The sequence below is a fragment of the Mucilaginibacter sp. P25 genome (assembly GCF_050859465.1).
Taxonomy (GTDB): Bacteria; Bacteroidota; Bacteroidia; order Sphingobacteriales; family Sphingobacteriaceae; genus Mucilaginibacter; species Mucilaginibacter gossypii.
This window is the reverse complement of record NZ_CP193937.1, coordinates 2001045-2022555: the sequence shown is the minus strand read 5'-3', so window position 1 is coordinate 2022555 and position 21511 is coordinate 2001045. Positions and strand designations below refer to the sequence as shown.

The window sequence follows — 21511 nt, the reverse complement described above, 5'->3', positions numbered from 1 at the left end:
TACAGCTGGCCTCTTTTGTTTTTCATTTATTTAAAACCCCTTCTTCCTTGTGATCCCCGGCTTTCTGCTTTTCCGCTCTGCAGGTTCGGGAACACCTTCTGCTCCGTAGCTGCGGGCCATTTTGGCTATGCGCTCTTCCATGGTCTCGGTAGTCAGTTTTTCCCGGCCAAGACTGTCAACCATGATCGGAAAGGCGAAAGGTGTTGGTCGCTCAATCACTTTCAAAATGATATTTTGTGTTTGGATCCGTTGCAAAGCAGCCCTTAGCCTGAACTCTTCTAATTGAAAGGCTAAAGCCTCGTTATAGGCCTGGCGTACCAGTAAGTTATCCGGCTCATACTCGCTGAAAACTTCAAACAGCAACGAGGTTGATGCCTGCAAATGCTTATTCTTTACCTGCTGACCGGGATAACCCGTGAAAACCAAGCCACCGATATGTGCTATATCCCTGAAACGGCGGCGGGCCATTTCATTGGCGTTTAAACTGTGCTGAATATCATCTATCAGGTTATCTATCGAAAAAAAGCCGGTATCCTCCAGTGCTTCTTCAATAGGTATATCTTCGTCGGTAAGCAATTCAAAGCCGTAATCATTCATGGCGATAGAAAAACTTGCAGGCCTTATTTTACTGATGCGATAGGCCAGCAGCGATGCCATACCTTCGTGAACCAATCGTCCCTCAAAAGGGTAAAACAGCAAGTGGTGCCCCTCTTTTGATTTAAATGACTCGATCAAAAACTCATGGCTTTGCGGCAGGTGCGATAACTGTTGCTGCAAATCAAAAAGCGGCTTCAAAGCTTTAACTTCAACATCTTTTTCGATGCCATGCGCCACCTCATCCAGCTTAAGCCTGAATACAGCCGCCAGTTGCGATGATAACGGCATGCGTCCCCCGTTCCAACTCGGGATGATGCCTTTGGTTGAGTTGGATTTTTTAACGTAGGCTGTCATTTCTTTCACCCGTACAAACTCCAAGCTCCGGCCAGCAAACCAAAAAGTATTACCAGGCCTTAGTTTGGATACAAACGACTCTTCAATAGTACCCAGACTACCGCCGCTTAACCATTTAACACGGATACTCAATTCACTGGTAATGGTACCAATACTAAGCCGGTGCCGCATGGCTACTCTGCGGCTATTTACTTTATACAATCCGTTTTCGACCTCAACTTTTAAAAATTCATCATACTGGGCAAGCGTTTTGCCGCCGCTGGTAATAAAATCAAGTAGCTGACCAAATTCGTTCCTGCTCAGATCAGCAAAGGCATAGGTGGTTTTAACCTCCTTAAACAGTTCATCGGCGTAAAAACCATCAGACACGGCCAGTGTCACCATGTACTGGATTAGCACATCCATGGTAAGCAGCATCGGATCGCGGCTTTCAAAAATCTTATCCTTAATAGCTTCCTTCAGCGCCGCGCCCTCCAATAACTCGAGCGAGTGCGTGGGTACAAAATAAGCCAGAGATGTCGCTCCAGGATGGTGCCCGCTTCGCCCTGCGCGTTGCATAAAACGGGCAACACCTTTGGGACTGCCAACCTGTACAACGGTATCTACAGGGCGAAAATCAACCCCCAGGTCCAAACTTGAGGTGCACACCACCAATTTTAGCGCTTCGGCGTGCAGGGCGGCTTCTACCCAGTTGCGCAGCTCGTTATCCAATGAGCCATGGTGCATAGCCATGATGCCTGCATACTCGGGGTAATTATCCAAAATGGCATGGTACCAGATCTCCGATTGAGAGCGGGTATTGGTAAATATCAGTGTTGTTTTACTTTTGGCAACTATCTCCATCACCTCGGGCAGCAGCTTTAACCCGATATGCCCCGCCCAGGAGTAATTCTCAATATTCTGTGGAATAATAGACCGGATATCCAGCTTCTTCTCCAGGTTAGCGCGTACCATTTTAACCTGTTCCATCGGAAAATCATTTCCTAATAAAACTTCGGCAGCCTGTTCAAGATTGCCAATGGTTGCGGAGATGCCCCAGATTTTCACCGCACCCCAACCCTCCCCGAGGGGGAGGGAGCTTTTTCTAAATATTGCTTAATGGAATCAATTACCTTTTCAGGACTTTGCAACACTTCATCATTAGTATATCTCAGCACCGTATATCCCTGTGAATTTAAATATGCTGTCCTTTCTTCGTCTAAATGTTGTTGCTCTATGCTGTTATGATATCCTCCATCAACCTCAACAATCAATTTCTTCTCAAGGCAAATAAAATCTGGCATATAATTCAACACAAGATGTTGCCTACTGAATTTATATCCCGTCCTTTTACCTCTCAATAATTGCCACAAAATATTTTCAGCTTCGGTAGGTTGATGACGCATAAACTTTGCATTATCAATATTTGCCTGCCAGCTCAAAGCATCGGTTGTATGATAGCCGGGATATTTTTCTTTTACTTCAGTATCTAACTTTTCGGCTCCCTCTCCTTTGGAGAGGGTTGGGGTGAGGTGCTTTAATCTGGACAAACCCAGCTCCACCTGCACTCCCCTCTTCGTACCCAACAACTCGTGCCATTCATCAATTACAACTACCTGCAGCTGACTAAACAGTTTAGGATATTCCTTTTGGGCCAGCATGAGGTGAAGGCTTTCGGGCGTGGTAAGCAGTACTTCGGGCAGCTTTTTTTGAGGGCCTGTTTTTCGGCAGCAGGGGTATCCCCTGTGCGGGTAGCTATGCGCCATGGTAAGCCGATCTCATCGCAGGCTTCCTGCATGGCTTTGCGGATATCGTTGGTAAGCGCCCGTAATGGCGTTATCCAAAGCATCAGCAAACCATTATTTTGTTTTGTTTTATAGGTATCGGGATGTGTATTGATGAACCCTGCCAGAAAAGGCAGGAACAAAGCAAAGGTTTTACCGCTGCCCGTGGGAGCATTCAACAAGCCTGAATAGCCGCCAAGGTATGCCTCCATCATTTCGGCCTGGAAAGGGAACTGCTCCCAGTTTTTTTCCATGTACCATTGCTGTATAACCTGTTGGCCTTTGCTTATCATTATCCTGTTAACAAAATTTTTGTTGTTTGGTTATTGCACAAATAATCGAGCCAACAAAATAACTATTAAATTGGTTATGGTAATATGACGATCAGAAATAGCTTAATAATCATTTCGATAGCCATCTGCCTTTTGGCCTGCGGCAACAATTCAAAAAAGAAACAACTTTAGCCGATACCAATCACGTACCCAGGGATACCACAGGCCAGCATTCAGGCAATAAAAACGATACCTCCGTCCACCATACCATGGCATCCGATACCAATACGGCCAACACCGTTCACTCTGACTGGCTGATAACTCCCGGCAAAAGCATCGGGCATATTATTTTAAATGATGATGTGCAAAATGTGATAAAGCAATTGGGCAAGCCTGATAGCTCCGACGCGGCCATGGGCAGTTCATTGATGGTCTGGTTTGCCAAACATGATATTACCCGTTATCGTACCGCAGTTTTTTCGCACCGCAACATGGGCGGTAAGGATGAATCAATAAGTCATATACAAAAGATCCTCATAACATCGCCGCGGTTTAAAACCGGTGAGGGCGTACGTGTAGGTTCAACCAAACAGGATGTTCAAAAATACTATGCATTAAAGCTAACCTCTACCTATACCAACAATGGCGGCAAGGTGCAGATTTACACCGATCCGGGTAAAGGGATTTCTTTTGAAATAGATAGCAGCGGCCGTTGCGTTGGCGTGGTAGTACATAAAGCCAATGATACTGCAGTGGCTTATTTGAATATGCATTGATTTTTTTCGACGTAGAAACATATAATTGCGTCCTGGGCATACAAATCACGATATTAAGTAAAGCCGCCTGTCCTGCGGGAGACGCATGTGATGCGTCTTTACAAATAAAGAAGGCCTTCCCGAAACGGAAAGACCTTCTTTATTATGATATCGACTATCCTTATTTCTTTTCGGGCATCAATATCAGTTTAATCAAATTTTTACCGCTCAGGTATTTATTGGCGGCATCTTTGGTGCTTTGAGGGGTTATTTGTTCAAGGCTGCTTACATGCCCCAGGATCTGATCAGGGTTTTCGCCGTTTTGCGATGTAGAGGCAAGATATCCTGCCCAAAAAACGTTTTGCTTTAGCTGCTGCTGCGTTGAACGGGCTTCTTCGGCAACAAATTTTTGGATATCTGCCGGTAAGGCGCCGTTCTGTTTAATTTTGGCTATCTCCTCCATGGTAGCATTGATCAGCTTATCCACATTTTCGGGTGCACAACCAAAAGATATGGTAAAAGTGTAACGCCCCCCGGAATTTTATGGTAGCCGGCCCTTACCCCGGGAGCATATACACCGCTTTCCTGCTCACGTAACCGTTCAATCAGTTTAATGTTCAGTACTTCTTCCAGCGCATCTACCTGTATATTGTTAGCTTCATTGTAATCATAATCGCCGCTAAAAACCAACTGTACTGTGCTTTTTTCACCTACCCCTTTATTCACCGTTTTGGTGATCAAACCAGCAGGCGGTTCAATATTCATGTTTTTATAAGTTTCCTTGCTGTTGGTTGAGGGCAAACCGCCAAGGTAATGCTCAAGGTATGGCTTAATTGTTTCTATGTTAAAATTACCCACCAGTGTAAAGGTAAAACCACTGGCGTCGGCAAACCGTTTTTTGTAAAAATCGTAAGCTTTATCAAGTGTTGCCGCATTTAACCTTGGTAAGGTAGTTACCATACCACGGAAATTATAGTTACTTAATACAGCCGATACCGTATCCTGGTAAACACTTCCGGGATCAAGCCCGCGGGTACTCAATATCGACCTGGTTTGATCGATGTTGGCATCCCAGATGTCTTTGTCTTTACGCGGCTGGGTAAAGTACAGGTAAATCAACTGAAGGGCTGTTTCAAAATCGGCTGGTGAGGTATTTCCTGAAATACCCTGTGCAAACTCACTGATATACGGCGAAATACTCAGGTTTTTGCCGGCCAGTTTTTTATCAAGCATGCCCTGGTTAAACTGCGCTATACCGCTACCGCTGATAATAGACGAGGCCAGGTTTGCCGACGTAAATTCATCGTCACTTGCCAGTGATGTACCGCCAAAAGCATAACCGTTTATCAGGATCTGATCGTTACGGTATTCAGTAGGTTTTAAGATCACTTTTAAACCATTGCCTAAAGTAAGCGTGGTTGTACCAAGGGCCTCATCTGTTTCTTCTTTAGCAACTTTAGTACCTTCAGGAACTTTGGCCAGCAGCGGGTCACTTGATACATTATCAATATAGGCAGTTACATTTTGGCCGCCTGTGGCAATCCAGTTCAGCAAGGTTTTTTCGTCGGGCAAATTAGCTTTTTCTTTATCCGGGGCCTGTACTACCACCACACGGTTTTGATCGCTGATAAATTTACCGGCCATAGCATTCATATCGGCCAGGCTTACTTTATAGATATTGCCTATATAAAAATTGTATTCATAGCTGATACCCGGGATGGCTTCGCCGGTTAAAAAGTTAGCCTGGTATTCACGTACAAAATTTGCCGAAGGGGTTTTATCCCTCTCCCGGTAAGCATTACCAATACCAACCAGCGCATCCTGCTTGGCGCGTTCCAGCTCGGTAAGGGTAAAACCAAATTTGCGGGCGCGTTCAGATTCAGCCACTACGGCTTTAACCGCTTTTTCAAGTTCGCCGGGCTTGGCGACAACCAGTGAAGTGTAAGCATCCTGGTCGCCAATAAAATTACCATAGCTGGTACGGCCATATAAAAACGGCGGATTAGGTTTTTGCAGCAACTCGTTTATGCGCGAATTAAGCATCTGGTTAAACAACTGCACCCTTACCTGCTGCATGTAATCGCCGGTAGTTTTAGTAACTGTGCCGGGATGTTTTACAATTATCTGTGCAACAGTGTATGGATACTCCGGATCCGTAACAATTTTTACCGCGGTACCCGGTGTTGCAGGTACGGAATATTTTGTCCTCGGCTTTTCGGCGGCCGGGTTTTTAAGCTGTGAAAAGTTTTGTTTAATGAGCGCCTCAACACGTTTTGGGTCAAAATCGCCCACGGCAACAACAGCCTGCAAATCGGGGCGATACCAATCCTGGTAAAAAGCTTTGATGGTTTCCGGCTTAAAGTTTTTCAGGATGTCTTCTTTACCTATAGGCAAGCGCAACGCGTACCTTGAGTTATTAAGCAGCACGGGCAATGTTTGTTGTTGTAAACGTTCCTGGGCATTTTTGCCACGAAGGCGCTCTTCTTCCAAAACAACGCCGCGTTCTTTATCAATTTCGGCAGGATCAAAACTTACATACCCGGCCCAGTTAGCCAGTATATTAAAGCCTTTTTCAAACACACTGACGGTATCGGTTGGCAGAGGTAATTGATATACGGTTTCGTTAAACGAAGTGTAAGCGTTTAAATCGGCGCCAAATTTTACGCCTGCTTTTTGCAGGTAGTCAACCATCTGATTTTTTGGAAAATCGCGTGTACCGTTAAAAGCCATGTGCTCGGTAAAATGGGCCAGGCCCTGCTGATCGTCATTTTCCAAAACAGAACCGGCTTTATTAACCAGGTAAAGTTCGGCCCTGCTTTTAGGCTCAACATTGGCACGGATATAATAAGTTAAGCCGTTGGGTAATTTACCAATGATCACATCCTTGTCAACCGGTAATATATCGCTCTTGGCAGCAATGGCCTGGGTGCCGGGTTTATTTTTAGGCGACGGAACAGGTTTCTTTTTTACTTGTGCAAAAGCACTTCCGCCCGAAAGTGTTAAAGCCAATAGGGCCAGCGGAACGTATTTGTTCAGGTTCATTATAAAGTTTAAATAGTCAGGGTACTAAGATGCAAAACGAAAATCTTAGTTACAAAGTATTGTTATGAAAATTAATGTTTTGTAGCTGATTTTGAGGCCGGCTTTTTAGCCGGAGCGTGATTAGCCGGAGCCTGGTTAGAAGAACCAAAAGCATCCTGCATCATTTGTGTTAGCTCATCTTTATGTTCTGCAACGGCATTCTGGCCAACCATCATCCCCCTTTGCATTAACGCAGGCAATTTTGAGCTTACTTTTTGTCCTATCGGTGAGCTATAAAACACAGAAATCTGATTAAGCTCATCTTCAGTAAATTCTTCAGCATAAATAGCTGCCATCTTATCTTTAAGCAAATCCCAGGTAAAGTATTTGCTCATAAAGGTTTTCATCACATCAATGAATTTGGTACGCTGCTCTGCAGGCATTTGACTACTTGTGGAGCTAATGATATTATCCATCATTCCGCCAAACTGTTTATCTATACCAATAGAAATTAACAATTGCTCAGCGGCCTTTAAATGTGATTGGGTAATAGTTTGAGTGGTTGTTTGCGCTTTTAAGCTTGAAAAAGAAAACAGGATGATTCCTGTTAATGCGATAAGTTTAAGTTTTAGGTTCATATTAAATTTTGATAAAGATCTTTTTGATGTAGAGCACCCACATCACTACCCATAAAATGAGCACCGTAAATATAGCGCTAATCAGCGAAGCATTTACAGGTGAAAAATAAGGAGCAAAAAAAGTTTGATAAATAGATGAGCCGTTTATTTTAATCATCCCCATATAATGCGGAATAAAGCCCGACAGCACATAAGCTGTTATGGCATTTGCACCAAATACCACAAAGGGATAAGTAAAGCGTTTGTACCCTTGTACGTCAATAAGCCAGTAGCATAAAGCCAGCCCAATGGTTGCCAGGCCTCCGGTATAAAGCACAAAGGAACTTGTCCACAAGGCTTTGTTAATAGGAAAAAACAAATCCCAGAACAAGCCTGCTATAACCGCGATTATTCCGTAAACAAACATCCAGTTAGTTTTGATGTTGTCATCGCGGTCCCTACGTTTTAGCCAGCTGCCCACCCTAATGCCAAACAGGGCTGTGGCAACGGCGGGAATAGTTCCCAGCAAACCTTCCGGGTCCCAGGTATGCGATTCGCGCCAGAGGTGATCGGGCGTAAATACCAGCCTGTCTATCCAGGCTCCCATATTGGTTTCGGGTTCGAGATTGGCATAGCCTACACCCGGTACGGGGATAAAGGCCATGATGATAAAATAACCGATAAGTGCGATGGCAAAAATCCAATCGCGTGTTTTTTGCGATGTCTTGAGATAAAGCACCGTGCTGATGAAATATACCAGGGCTATGCGCGGCAACACACCTGGCAAACGTAAATGAGCCAGCCCGGTATCGGGGTGAAAGATTAGTTGAGTTATCCAGGGGATCAGCAGCAGGATCACGGTACGGCGCAGCGCCTTCAGGATGAGTTTACTATGCGATACCGTAGCCTTTTTACTTTCCATGGCATATATAACCGATACGCCAACCATAAACAAAAAGAAAGGGAAAACCAGGTCGGTAGGTGTACAACCGTTCCATTTAGAGTGTTCGAGCGGTGCATAGATATGCCCCCAATCACCGGGATCATTAACGAGGATCATCATGGCGATGGTAATGCCCCGGAACACATCAAGAGAAAAAAGGCGTTTTGGTTTTTCGGTTATAGTTGAGGTCATAGGCTACATTAAAGAAATTCCCTCCCAAGGGGGGTGCGTTTGGAATGCGCATTGGCAGGGAGGGGTTTATACACCTTGTTAAAAACAGTGCTAATCGATGAAACCCCTCCCTACACCCTCCCAAGGGAGGGAATCGCACAAGGCCTCCAATTATTAACCCCATTGTCCGCGTCCACAGACAATAGGGTTCAATCCAAATCCTTAAAACATATATCGTTTAAACGCCTCCATAGCCTCATATTCAGCAAGGCCAAGGCGGTCATAGCGCTGGGCAGTGTCGCGGGTGCGGTCTTCTGCCCTTACCCAGAACTCCCTTGCATCATCACCAGGGAATACAGGTCTGTCCTTTTGCGACTGGTGTTTGAAGATCGCATTTCGCTTCCTGATCACCTCCTGTGGCGACAATGGTACTGCCATCTCTATCTCATGTGTTTCAAACTCATGCCATGCACCACGGTACATCCACAGCCAGCAATCTTCTACCCAGGCTTCTTTACCTTTTAACCTGTCCAGTGCAGCTAAGATGATCTTGAAGCATACCAGGTGCGTACCGTTAGGATCTGCAAAGTCACCTGCCGCGAAGATCTGCTGTGGTTTTACTTTTTGAAGCAGGTCGATGGTTAATTGAATATCGTCCTCACCTACCGAGTTCTTCTTCGTTTTACCGGTTTCGTAAAACGGTAGTGCCATGAAGTGGATATGATCATCCTGTAAGCCTGCGTATCTTGCGCCTGAAATCGCTTCCGTTTTCCGGATGAAGCCTTTTACGTTTCTGATTTCCTGGGTATCAATTTCGTTTGGTTGTTTGGTTGGGAAGAAGGCACGCATATCTTCATATGACTTTTGAAGATGAGCGGTGTCTTCGCCGATGCTCTTTGTGAAATCGATAGCAAACTCCATGTACCTTAGCACGTCATCATCCCATACCGCGGTATTACCCGAGGTTTGGTAAGCTACGTGTACATCATGCCCCTGGTCTACCAAACGGATAAATGTACCGCCCATCGAAATCACGTCATCATCCGGGTGTGGTGAAAAAATGATACTTCTCTTTTTAGCAGGCAGAGCCCTTTCCGGCCTTTGTGAATCATCCGCATTCGGTTTGCCACCCGGCCAGCCGGTGATGGTATGCTGAATCTGGTTAAAGATATCAATGTTGATATTGTATACTGGCCCCTGCTCTACTGCAAGTTGCGCCATGCCGTGGTTATTGTAATCTTCTTCCGTTAGTTTCAGTACCGGTTTGTTAACCTCATTGGCTAACCAGATCACAGCCTTTTTCTTTAACTGGTTATCCCACACGCAATCTTTTACCAGCCACGGGGTATCAAACCTGGTCAGTTCTGATGCAGCATCTGCATCCAGTACAAACTCTACATGTTGTGATAGTTGCAGGTAGGTTGCAGGTACTTCGCCCGAGATCTCTCCTTCTACCGCTTTCTTAATGATTGGAGCTTTCTTCTTGTTCCAGGCCATCAGGATGATTTCCCTGGCTTTGAAGATGGTACCGATCCCCATGGTAATGGCTTTGGTTGGCACATTCGCCTTACCACCAAAATCCCTTGAAGCATCACTCCTGGTCAGGTCGTCAAGCGTTACCATCCTGGTTCCTGAGTTTGGTGCAGAACCCGGCTCGTTGAAGCCGATGTGACCTGTACGACCGATACCCAGGATCTGAAGGTCTAATCCGCCAAGTTCTTCTATCTGCTTTTCGTAAGCCAGGCAGTAGCCTGCTACGGCTTCTTTATCCAGTGTACCATCCGGGATGTGCACATTGGCTTTATCTATATCAATATGGCTGAAAAGGTTTTCGTACATGAAGGTTACATAGCTTTGTGCTGCTGTGGGCTTCATGGGGTAGTACTCATCCAGGTTGAAAGTGATCACATTCTTAAAGCTCAAGCCTGCTTCTTTGTGCTGCCTTACCAGTTCGGCATAAACCCCTATCGGGGTTACACCGGTGGCAAGCCCTAATACCGCTTTTTCGCCTTTAGCTTGTTTCGCGCGGATCAGATCTGCTATCCGGTTCGCTACCGCTACCGAGGCTTCCTGCTGGTTGTTGTATACGCTTACCGGTAACTTCTCGTAACGTGTCTCTTCCAATAAATTTAATCGTGCCATGAATCTTAGGAAATGAAAATGAGGTTAGTTGTTGTAAACAAATATATCAGATATTTACATAGTGCCGTTATTATTTTAACTTTTGCGGTAGTGTCAACCCATCTAAATGGGGTTAACACGGGTTAACACATTTCAAACCTTTAAAATACAAAACATTAATAATCAACAATTTAAATACAGTCACGGGTTACTCTAAACTGATATTTTCGAGCAATTAACACATCCAAACGTTTGCACCTGTTATTGACAAAATCAGGTGCTGATGACACCTGCCCCGTTTAACCGGCATCAGGCCATAAGACAACTATCATTAAATACTAATAGTTTGCCAATATCATCATCTTATTTCGTTAGCTATTTTAACAACAAGTCATCGTCACTAAAATATTAAATGCATTGCCCCAACTTTTGCGGGTTGCCGTACAAATAGTAATTTAAGCCCATGATAGCATTGAACCATAACCTGCAGCACCTGTTTAGCATCGCTCAAAAACCATCAAAAATGGGTGTCGGCCTAATGTCTGGCACCTCATTGGATGGGCTCGACATTGCCCTGTGCAAATTTACTGGTAATGGTTTAAGCACTCATTTTGAGCTGGTACAATTTATCACAATCCCCTATCCAGATGACTTTAAGCTGCAAGTTCAGCAGGTATTTGCCCAGCGTAATGCAGATCTGGAAAAGGTAACTTTACTTAACGCTTATATCGGCAGCTATCACGCCAAACTGATATTGCAAGCACTTGGTCAATGGAACGTCGACCCACAGGAGGTTGATTTTATCGCCAGTCATGGTCAAACTATTTACCATGCCCCCCAGCGTTTACATCAGCATAAAAACTACTCTAACGCCACTCTGCAAATTGGCGACGGCGACCATATAGCCGTAAAAACCGGCATATTAACCATCAGCGATTTCAGACAAAAGCATATTGCTGCCGGGGGAGAGGGCGCTCCGCTGGCTTTATATGGTGATGTATTATTGGGCAATAAAACCAGCCAAAACCGGGTGCTGTTAAACATAGGAGGCATTGCTAATTTAACCTGGCTTCCCGGCGATGGTGATTTTAACCGCGTGCTCTGCACAGATATTGGCCCCGGCAATACACTCATCGATGCTGCCTGCCGAAAATATTTTGATAAGCCTTTTGATGAGGATTCAGCTATAGCTTACAGAGGGCAGGTAAATGATGATCTATTAACGGCGCTCCTCTCCCATCCATTTTTTGGTGAAAAAGCCCCTAAAACCACCGGACCAGAACTGTTCAACCTTGCCATGATTGCTGAAGCTCAGCAACGGTCAGGTACCGGGCAAATTAGTGGTGAAGACCTTATTTGTACCCTAAGCGCCTTCACCGCGGCATCCATAGCCGGTTTTGTTAAGGAAAATATCACAGGGGATCATGTTAAAATTTTTACCAGCGGCGGCGGGGCGCGAAATCCATTTGTTATTGGGGAATTAAAAAAACTATTGCCCCAAGCGACAATAGAAGATAGCAGTTTACTGGGGATCAACCCCGATGCCAAAGAAGCTATATTATTTGCTTTATTAGGTAATGAAGCCTTATGCGGTGAGCCGATCAGGATCGGAACGAACCCGGCGGTGTTAATGGGGAAATTCTGCTTCCCGGTTTAAACGGGAAGTTCAAATTGATTATTTCCTCGCAGAGGCGCATCACGCGCATCTCTACTTTTTCGTTATAAACGCCCCAAATAGCTTATCGCCCCATCTGCTGCTTCATGAACCTTCTGATCCGCTGCAACAAGGTACCCTTTCTGTTTGCCAGGAAATTTTTGATCGCCTTATAAGCCTCTTCATTCTCCTCTATGGTGTCGGGAAATTGCGTTACCTGTTTGCGTCCCATTTGCACATGGTACATATCCTCTTTATTGGAGTGTACGCCAGTACCATCATGGCCTATATTTTGAATAAGCGACTGCGACGGGTTCAGTGTCAACCCGTTTTTCAAAAAAATAGAGGCATACCAGCGAATGGCCCATGAATTATTTTTACCGGCCTTAAACTGCTCTATCTGCTTCCAGAAATTCATTTTGCCTTCTATCGAAAAGCGGGCTATTTTCAGCGTATCAAACTGAGCAATCAGCTTATCAACATCGGGTTCAAAGTTTTTCCAGGCGCGGGCCCAGGTTGCCCAGCCCCAGCTGGTGGCTGCACGATAAAAGAATGTTTCGGGCAGTTTCTTGTCATGCAGATTGTACATATAGGCGCCGATATGCATTACCTGTTCCTGGTTTGCATATTTTGTTAATGCGTCATTAAAATACTGCAAGGTATATGGCGAAGATAACAGATCGTCTTCAAAAACAATCACTTTGCCATATTCATACACCAACTGTGTTACCCCGCTGACGATGGATTCGGCCAGACCGAGATTATGATTACGCAAAATAATTTTTACCGATTTAAAACCGCTTACATCTTTTACCAGTTGCCTCACCTGTTCAACCTTTGGCTTATCGGCATCGGTTTTGGCTGCATCGCAAAAAATGTGCAGGCGCGACTCATCGGCCAGCAAATTTTGCTGCAAATAACTGATGGTACGGCGGGTATGGTCGGGCCGGTTATAAACAAAAAGAGCTATCGGGGCAAGATTTTGCATGGTATGATTTCAGCAGATCAGGTATTGCAATTTAAACGCCTTGCATTAAGCGGGGGCATTTAATTTGCAAGGCAAAATTATACCATAACCTTCCGATTGCAAACAAATAAAACAATTTGTTTTTATTCTGCCGATTTTACCGTAAATGTGGTACGACGGTTAAGTTGCCTGCCCTCGGGGTTATCTTTGCCATTTGGTAATTTGTTTGGGGCGATGGGCATTCTTTTGCCATAGCCGCGGGCTGTAATACGTGCAGACTTAATGCCTTGCAGTAACAGGTAATCAACACAAGCCTCGGCCCGGGCCTGCGACAACTTCATGTTCGCTGCGTCAGTGCCTATCCCATCGGTATGCGAGCCAAGCTCGATCTTAATTTTAGGGTTATCGTTCATGATGGCAACCAGTTTATCCAGCGTATCAAATGATTCGGACCGGAGATGGGCGTTACCAAAATCAAAATAAATATTCTCAATAGTTATCTGAACATTGATCTTATAATTCTGCAGGCAAATTTCGGGGTTAATGAGCGTATCAATACCCGGCTTTACTATCGGTGCAGGAATAACTTTGGTAAAGTACCCCTTTTGTGAAATCTCCAGCTTATACCTGGGCAGTTTTTCCTTTACCTGGAAAACATAATCGCCTTTGGCATCGGTTACCTTAACGGCCAAACCCATTTTCACATCGGGATCTTTAAGGATTACCCTTGCCCCTGCCATACCACCGTTAGTGCGGCAATCAATTACACGGCCACTGATATATAAAAACTTATACTGCCCGGTAAAAAGGCTTAAGCAGCAGTCAGAGCCGCGTGCCGAACTCAGGTAAAATTTATTTGGATTGGTTGGATCAAGGCTATAGTACAAGTCGTCTTTAGATGAGTTAACCGGGTAACCTAAATTAACCGGGACTGACCAACGACCAAAATCTCCTTCGCTGCGGTAAACATCAAAGCCGCCCATACCGGTAAAACCATTCGAGCTAAAAAACAACACTTTATCCGCCTGGTCATAATATGGCGACTGTTCATCATATGCTGTGTTTACTGCATCGCCCAGGTTACTTACAGTTTTCGGTTGCCCGGCATCATCAAGGTTACTTTCCCAAATATCGTCGCCGCCTTCGCCGCCGGGCCTGTCTGATGAGAAAAACAATCGCCGGCCATCAGCGCTAACAAAAGGGTGCTTGGAATTATAGCCTTCAGCATTAACAGTATTATTCAGCCTTACCGGCTGCTGCCATACACTGCTTACCAGTTGACTAAAATAAATGGCAGATACTGTTTTCCCGTTCTTTTTATACCAGCGGGTAAGGTACATCCTGGTGCCGGTACCATCAAGCGCAGGTGTAGCGTATTCAATTTGTCCTTCTTTATCAAACGCGTTAAAGTTTGTGGCAAGCGCTTTAGTTGAATCAAGGATGGCCGAACTGTAAACCCTGTTGGTATAAAACTTATCCTTATCAACCAGGCGCGATGAGGTAAACCAATACCTGCCCAGGTTAATGGTAAGGGCGTAGTCTCCCTGGTCTTTATTTAAAAACACCAAAGCTGATACATCAACGGCGCGTGGGTGTTCCAATTGCTTCAAGGCATATTCGCACGAGATTATTTCTTTTTTAGCGAGAGCGGCATACTGCGGATCGGGAGCGTTGCCTGCAAAATGCTTTAACTGGACCAATGCTTCATTATACTTCCCGTTTGCCTGCAGGCAGATGCCGTACCAAAGCGGTATTAACGGATATTGAGCAGCTGGTGCTTCCTTAGCCAATTGGGCATACCATATGGTAGCATCAGTATAATCTTTATACAGACGATATGATTCGGCCAGGCGATAAATAATGTATTGATTAGTCTCAGCCTTTTTTGAACTGATTTTTTTACTGCTGATGAACGCGGCAAACTGCTTTTTGGCTCATCGGTTGTACCATCGGCAATATGCTTGTAATAATAGGCGGCAGTATAGTACTCATGCCTGTTAAAGGCAGTATCGGCCAGTGCCCTGTAGTTTTTCGCCTGTCCAAATGAAACCAACGGAAAAAACAATAGTAAGAAATAAGGTAATAGTTTTTTCATATTATATCCTTGGGCAAATTGGGGCCGGGGAATCAGTGTAGCGACTAAATATATAGCTTATTGATAGTTCAAAACCGCCGCGGCCTGATGTAACCGCGCGAAGCCCTGAAGTATTAAAATCATAACTGGCACCAATCACCATCCTGCGTATATGATAACCAACATTGGCAATTGCAGCGTCCTGTAAGCGGACCATACCACCGAGTACCAGTCCGTTATCATCGGCAAACTTAAGTTCGGAATATAATCCGAAAGCTTTGATCTCGCCTTTACCTTGTTTAACGTAAACTGCATTTGGGATCAGGTCAAAAAAATCAGATGCTTTTATACGCACACCGCCATGTGCTGTAAACCGCATAGGCAATTTACTGGCAATACCGCCCGCGGCAAAAGGGTCTGTTACATCATTGATATGGTTAATACTAAGTCCGCCAAACAAATTGGCTTTATTCATCGGGTCTGCATTGTAATAATAGATACCTGCGCCTGCATCAAATACCGTTTTTGACGAATAGCCAAAATTTTCGAAATTGGGCAAGGTAGGGTCGAAGCCGCTGTTCGGATCGTACTGGTTGTCAGACTGGAGTTTACCCGGATCAAAATTACGGCTGATAACTCCCGCCTGCAAGCCGAAATGCAGCCGCTGATTACCATCGCCCGACAGGGTTATGCCATAACCAAATGAACCATAAGCTGTAAAGTAATTATACCCGGCAGTACCTGCTTTTTGATCAAGTATATTAAGGCCTAAGCCCACTTTATCGGTTGGTTTAAAATCGGCAGATACCCCTGCTGTGCGGTAGCCATTGCTGATGTTTGCCCACTGGTCCCTGTAGTTGGCAGATAAGCGTGTGTCGCCGTCAAAAACGCCCGTAAGCGCCGGGTTAAGCCAAAGCGGGTAAGCGTAGTATTGTGAAAAATGCGGATCAACCTGCGCCTTCACCTTTCCTGCAACTGCAAACTGCAGCGCTATCGTAATAATGAGTAGTAGTTTCTTCATCTTAATAGCGTAATTGTTCCTTTTTTATTCAATTGCGCCCCGTTATTCATTGTAGCTTTTAAATAGTATACATATACCCCTACAGGCATCAATGAGCCTTTATAATAACCATCCCATCCTTTGTTAACATCAGTTGATGTAAAAACCAATTGTCCCCATTGATCATACACATAAAAGGAAAGTGTTTTTATATTTTTTCCATGTGCATAAATAATGTCGTTATTTCCGTCGCCATTGGGGGTAAAGTTGTTGGCTACATATATTACATTGTTATTATCGATGGTGGCGGCAGTAACCGCGGCCGATGCCCCGCTAAGCGTACATGACGATGCTCCCAAAGCCTTCACTGTAATGGTAACAGACTCGTTTAGGCCAAGGCCTCCCACTTTATGCGTTAAACCATTACTGCCCGAACTTGGCGCAGTATAGGTTAAACCATTGTTGGTACTTACCAGGTAACTGGTAGCGCCGCTTACCGCGCTCCACTCAAAAGCTATGCTCGATGACGTAACTTCGCCAACAGTTACCACGGGCGCATCAAGCGGCTTGGTCATCTGTACCTGCACTGTGACTCTTCCGCCGCTGTTACACCCAGTGCTGTTGGTTGCTTCCAGGTAATAATTTTTTGCCGATGTTAAGTTAGCCGTAACATAGGTGTTGCCCTGGGCAAGCAGGTTTCCGCCGGTCGGCGCATCATACCATGAAATAACTGCCCCGCCTGATGCTGAAGCGGTTAATGTAGCACTGGTACCCGGGCAAACAGATGTTCCCGAACTGCTTACTGTAACCACCGGCAACGGAATGATAGCTATGCTAACTGTTCCCCGGGCCGAGGAACCGCACCCTGCAGCGTTGACAGCCTGTACATAATAGGTTGTTGCTGCTGTTACGTTGCTGATTGTATAACTGGTCCCTGTATGTAAAATGTTAGCTTCGGTGGCGCCGCCGTACCAGTTATAAACAACACCACTTTGCGCGTTTTGTATGGTAATTGTCGTTGTGGAGCCGGAGCAAACGCTAATAGTGCTTTGCGTAAATTGCGGTACCGCCGGTAATGGCGAAACAGTTACCTGTATTGTTGTTAAAGGACTGCTGCAGGTGCTATTAGATGCCTCAACATAATAACTTTTGCCTGCGTTTAAAACAGGAGTTTTGTAGGTAGTACCCGTGGCAAGTATTGTAGTTTTAGCAGGCGAATCATACCAGTTGTAAGTTAACCCGGCCTGCGGCGAGGCAACCGTCAATGTAGCCGGGGTTCCCTGGCAAATGGTTATCGTTGACGCTGCAGGCGATGGAGGAGGTGGTGGTGGTGAAACCTTAATGAGCACCACATTACTAAGCGCCGGAGTTGTACATGCCCCGGAAGAAACCATACGGCGATAATAAGTATCATTGTTTAACACCGGCGGGGCATAGTTTTTTGATACAGCACCCGAAATATCATTAAATGTTGCGTTATCTGTGGATGATTGCCATTGATATGAAAAAGTTCCGTCGCCCCCTACGGGCACACTACCCGTAATAGCCGCCGGATTGCCTGTTGAACAAAATTGGGTAACAGCTGGCGCTACTATTGTATTGTTATTGACTGCTGCTATCGGCCTTACGGTAACATCATAATAAGAATCAAAATCCACTACGCCGGCGGTAGAGATCTTGCGGCGCAGGCTGTATACAATACTTGAAGCAGATGTATTTGTTAACGAAGATGTGATATAATCTTTTTGAGTATTTGCCGACGGTGCATTTACCCAGTTTCCGTTGTTATTTATTTGCCATAGATAACTGTCGGGCACAGGGTTTTTTATATCGCCGTTAAGTACAGCCGCAGCAGCGGAGCAAATGGTAATTGCCTGCAGGGGGGCGACCATAATATGGTATGGAGTAAACCTTGGTTCAACAGACCGCGGCTCCACGTTAACAGGCAATGGGGTTTCAAATGCCCGGCTAAACCCAGCGAACGGGAGAAAAGACAGGCAAAACATTGCCCATAATACTATTTTATATAGAGGTGCAGGTTTAGGGCGCATAGTTTAAATTAACGGATAATGATAATAATTATCTTTCATATTACTAAATTTTCAAAATATTTTAATCATTAACGAAACGATTTCAAGCCAATCCGCGTTGAGTTAGCCCAATCAGTTATGTTAATTAATTATTTTTGTTAATTCAGGTTTATCAATAACGTTATATTACAACGGTATCCTAAGCTCTTCTACGGTACAATTAATTATAATGTTCACATTATCAAAAAATTTCAAACTATGCTTTACTGCAATTGAAGCTATCACAATTTTTACCTTTTAAAGGAGAGGGCAAACCCGTACCGGTTGACGGCATGATGTGAAAAAACATGAATTATTAATAGCCCAATTTACAGGAAGCACATTGAATAAAGGCCTGATGAAGGGGGCGGCCTGCGGCACTAACGGTTTTATTTAATTAACCATAAAGGGTAAATGCAGCCCGGCAAATAACATAAACGGCAATAATATTGTGAGCGGATGGCAATAAAACTTTATAAAGGCCTGGAATACTATAGCAATTAATAAAACTTAACTCATACCTTTTTCAGGATGCGATCAAATACTATATTAATATCTTCTGAAATTTTTAAAATATATGCCAAAAACACATAAACCACGCCCACGATAACCGATCTGTAAATCATATCTGCGAATACATTCTTTAACGACGGAAGATAAAGCCCGATAAGCAGGCAAACCGTAAAAATCAGTAATATATAAACGTGCGCCATTGCAAGAGGCTGCAGGTTAAACTTAATTTTAACAAACAACCAATAAGCAAAGTTTAGTACAAACATGGTGATCAGGTATGATAAGGCGGCTCCCATCATGCCTAACATAGGTATCAGAACCAAATTTGACAGTACACAAAAAACCACCCCCGAAACAATAAAAACAGTGGTGAGCTTGTAATACTTAGATACATTCATGATATAGCCATTTAACCCTCCTGTCATATCAACCAGAAAGGCAACGCCCACTATAATAAATACATTGAAATAATTGGCGTACTCAGGTTTATGTAACAACATTATAATAAACGACCTGTTAATAACCAAGCCTATGAAAAGCAGGCAGCCGATAAGCATTTGTACTACTGATGTCTTGTAATAAATTTTACCAATCTTTGCCAGATCATTGGTAACCCATGACTGGGCTATGATCTGCAGTGAGGTGCGGCTCAATGCCTTTGCCGGTAAACTTATCACTACCGCAATGGCGAAAAACGTACCGTAAATACCTACATAACTAAATGACTCTTTGGTAAGCATGCTCAGCATCAGGGTATCAAGGTTCTGGATCATTACAAAGGAGCTGCCACTTAATACCGTAAAAACGCCATAACTAAAAAACGTTTTTCTTTCGCTCAGCAGCTGAGCACCAACAGTCGAAAACTTAAAGTGCCGGCCTTTTCTAATATAAGCAAGCAACACCAATACAGCCACCAGGTTAGCTGTTATATATATCATCAAAAAAACATGGTAATCAACCAGCTTAATGGCTATGAGCAAAACGCCCGCAGTTGTGAACAAACGTAATCCTACTTCGCGCAAAAAGGAAGAAAGCACATTTTTAAATACCGTAAGCGCCAGGTTTTCCAGAACAGAAAATACCAGCGTAAAAAATGACAACGGAATAAGGTAATAGAAATACCTGATCAGTAGCGGAGCTCCATTCTTATTCTTATAGTAACTAATAATAAAATCCTTAAAAACTACAAAAAGCACCGTGAAGATCGCAAAACCTATCAGGCTCCAAACAGTTACAAAAGATGCGAAACCGCCATGTTTTTTATCGTCGCTGCGATAGTAAGGGAAATATTTAAGAATGATATTACCAATACCTAATCCCGCAAGTTGTGCATACAGCAGCGATATGGTCCCCATTAAAATAAAAAAACCGATCTCTTCTGTGGTAAGGATACGCTGAAAAAGAATGATAAGGTTAAAGAAACCTAAAGCAACTCCCGCATACAATATGAGGCTGTTAAAAAATCCCTGCTTTTGTAAAAGATTCATTTAATTTTATTGTTGCTTATACTACTTTGGATAATATGATCAAGCAAAGCGATGCGCATATGAATATCATAATTATTAATCATGTGGTTCCGCGCCGCTTTACCCATTTGCACGGATAATTCAACCGATTCTGCAAGGGTGCTCATTCTTTCGGCCATTCCGGTTATATTGTATTCATCAACCAAAAAGCCAGTCTCGCCATCAATAACAGCTTCCTTAATTCCCGAATGGCGGGTTGAAATTACCGGCAAACCTGATGATGATGCTTCGAGCACGGTAACCGGTGTACCTTCTTTGTCGCCATTGGCCGCTGTAACCGAGTGTTGTACAAATGCCCGCATGGTTTTCATTAACGTGCGTATTTCTTCAGGCTTTAATACCCCGGTAAGCGTAACCTGCTCATTAAGCCCAAGGTCGGCAATCAGCTCCCGGGTTTCATCAAACAGCGGTCCGCCCCCAACCATCCACAGCCTGGCATCGGGGTGTTTTTCCTGTAAAATTTTAAAGGCCTTAACTAAGGATTGAGGAGATTTCTTTTCAACAAAACGCCCTACGAATAAAAAATCTTTAGCGGAGGCTGATGTATCAAGTAAAGGGAAAGCAGCAGTATCCACTCCGCATGAAGCGGTAAACACTTTATCGGCAGGAGCGCCCATTTCTTTCAAAGTAGCAGCCATATCTATCGATACAGCAATAAAGGCACTCGCGTACTTAAATGCATCCTGGTAAAGTTCGGCATACTCAGCAACTGTATCGCGATGATAAACATCGGCTCCATGAAAATGAATAATCAGGGGAACTCCGGCTAATTTACAGGCTTCAGTAACAGATGCACCAACCATGCCATATTCAGCAAATACAGCATCTATTTTATGCTCTTTTAAATATTTATACAAGGCACAGGTACGTACCTTAATATTTTTCCTCTTAAAGATTCTTTTTTGGATGAGATAACTTAGCAGGCCCAGTTTTGAGCGGATCAGGGTTTTGCCTTCATGATCAAATACAGGAAAGGCGCCGCCGTATAAAACTTTTTTATTACCAGCCAGGCCATCAATATGCGCTTGTATAAAGGTCTCGGAAAAAGCAGACTTATTGGGCTTTATGATGCATAAATTATACGCCTGGCTCAT

Annotated in this window: 16 protein-coding genes and 1 pseudogene; 2 read left to right on the top strand and 15 right to left on the bottom strand. The window is 44.2% G+C overall.

Annotation, left to right across the window (positions count from 1 at the left end; genetic code table 11):
* Positions 1–30 precede the first annotated feature (30 nt).
* From ACRQ5D_RS10605 to ACRQ5D_RS10595, 3 genes and pseudogenes are all read right to left on the bottom strand, one after another.
* Positions 31–1998 carry a ligase-associated DNA damage response DEXH box helicase gene (locus ACRQ5D_RS10605; RefSeq protein WP_431200764.1) on the bottom strand — a complete coding sequence of 656 codons (1968 nt, stop codon included), beginning with the start codon at positions 1996–1998 and terminating at the stop codon, positions 31–33.
* A complete protein-coding gene (locus ACRQ5D_RS10600; protein ID WP_432329747.1) occupies positions 1995–2492 on the bottom strand; it encodes an endonuclease domain-containing protein in 498 nt (165 codons plus the stop codon). Before ACRQ5D_RS10600 ends, ACRQ5D_RS10605 begins: the two co-directional genes overlap by 4 nt.
* Before the next feature lie 24 nt (positions 2493–2516).
* Positions 2517–2926: pseudogene (locus ACRQ5D_RS10595) on the bottom strand (DEAD/DEAH box helicase); the annotation flags it as partial.
* Between the two features lie 329 nt (positions 2927–3255).
* Between ACRQ5D_RS10595 and ACRQ5D_RS10590 the strand changes: the two are divergent.
* Positions 3256–3762, top strand: a complete 507-nt coding sequence (locus ACRQ5D_RS10590) for a hypothetical protein (protein WP_431199537.1) — start codon at positions 3256–3258, stop codon at positions 3760–3762.
* Between the two features lie 160 nt (positions 3763–3922).
* On the opposite strand, the gene ACRQ5D_RS10585 is transcribed toward ACRQ5D_RS10590, so the two are convergent.
* From ACRQ5D_RS10585 to nagB, 5 genes are all read right to left on the bottom strand, one after another.
* Positions 3923–4228 carry a hypothetical protein gene (locus tag ACRQ5D_RS10585; protein WP_431199536.1) on the bottom strand — a complete coding sequence of 102 codons (306 nt, stop codon included), beginning with the start codon at positions 4226–4228 and terminating at the stop codon, positions 3923–3925.
* Positions 4216–6783 (bottom strand): M16 family metallopeptidase, encoded by a 2568-nt coding sequence (locus ACRQ5D_RS10580; protein WP_432328843.1) that lies wholly within the window; start codon positions 6781–6783, stop codon positions 4216–4218. The genes ACRQ5D_RS10585 and ACRQ5D_RS10580 overlap by 13 nt, the downstream gene beginning before the upstream one ends.
* Before the next feature lie 71 nt (positions 6784–6854).
* On the bottom strand, positions 6855–7400 hold the full coding sequence (locus ACRQ5D_RS10575; RefSeq protein ID WP_091173110.1) for a DUF2059 domain-containing protein: 546 nt from the start codon (positions 7398–7400) through the stop codon (positions 6855–6857).
* 1 nt (position 7401) lies between these two features.
* Entirely contained in the window at positions 7402–8514 is a 1113-nt protein-coding gene (locus ACRQ5D_RS10570) for an acyltransferase family protein (RefSeq protein WP_091173112.1), read from the bottom strand.
* Positions 8515–8715: 201 nt separating this feature from the next.
* Positions 8716–10635 carry a glucosamine-6-phosphate deaminase gene (gene nagB / locus ACRQ5D_RS10565; protein ID WP_431199535.1) on the bottom strand — a complete coding sequence of 640 codons (1920 nt, stop codon included), beginning with the start codon at positions 10633–10635 and terminating at the stop codon, positions 8716–8718.
* Positions 10636–11077: 442 nt separating this feature from the next.
* Here nagB and ACRQ5D_RS10560 point away from each other — a divergent pair, with 442 nt between their 5' ends.
* Positions 11078–12271 carry an anhydro-N-acetylmuramic acid kinase gene (locus ACRQ5D_RS10560; protein ID WP_256337565.1) on the top strand — a complete coding sequence of 398 codons (1194 nt, stop codon included), beginning with the start codon at positions 11078–11080 and terminating at the stop codon, positions 12269–12271.
* 82 nt (positions 12272–12353) lie between these two features.
* On the opposite strand, the gene ACRQ5D_RS10555 is transcribed toward ACRQ5D_RS10560, so the two are convergent.
* From ACRQ5D_RS10555 to ACRQ5D_RS10525, 7 genes are all read right to left on the bottom strand, one after another.
* Entirely contained in the window at positions 12354–13256 is a 903-nt protein-coding gene (locus ACRQ5D_RS10555) for a glycosyltransferase family A protein (protein ID WP_091175620.1), read from the bottom strand.
* Positions 13257–13378: 122 nt separating this feature from the next.
* On the bottom strand, positions 13379–15025 hold the full coding sequence (locus tag ACRQ5D_RS10550; RefSeq protein ID WP_432328840.1) for an OmpA family protein: 1647 nt from the start codon (positions 15023–15025) through the stop codon (positions 13379–13381).
* The gene (locus tag ACRQ5D_RS10545; protein WP_432328838.1) at positions 14989–15330 is read right to left on the bottom strand and encodes a hypothetical protein; all 342 of its coding nucleotides are present in this window, start codon (positions 15328–15330) and stop codon (positions 14989–14991) included. The genes ACRQ5D_RS10550 and ACRQ5D_RS10545 overlap by 37 nt, the downstream gene beginning before the upstream one ends.
* 1 nt (position 15331) lies before the next feature.
* On the bottom strand, positions 15332–16330 hold the full coding sequence (locus ACRQ5D_RS10540; RefSeq protein ID WP_129567868.1) for a PorP/SprF family type IX secretion system membrane protein: 999 nt from the start codon (positions 16328–16330) through the stop codon (positions 15332–15334).
* Positions 16327–18201 carry a gliding motility-associated C-terminal domain-containing protein gene (locus ACRQ5D_RS10535; RefSeq protein WP_432328836.1) on the bottom strand — a complete coding sequence of 625 codons (1875 nt, stop codon included), beginning with the start codon at positions 18199–18201 and terminating at the stop codon, positions 16327–16329. Before ACRQ5D_RS10535 ends, ACRQ5D_RS10540 begins: the two co-directional genes overlap by 4 nt.
* Positions 18202–18893: 692 nt before the next feature.
* The gene (locus ACRQ5D_RS10530; RefSeq protein ID WP_432328834.1) at positions 18894–20378 is read right to left on the bottom strand and encodes a lipopolysaccharide biosynthesis protein; all 1485 of its coding nucleotides are present in this window, start codon (positions 20376–20378) and stop codon (positions 18894–18896) included.
* Complete coding sequence (locus tag ACRQ5D_RS10525) at positions 20375–21511, bottom strand: glycosyltransferase (RefSeq protein WP_091175633.1); 1137 nt, start codon at positions 21509–21511, stop codon at positions 20375–20377. Before ACRQ5D_RS10525 ends, ACRQ5D_RS10530 begins: the two co-directional genes overlap by 4 nt.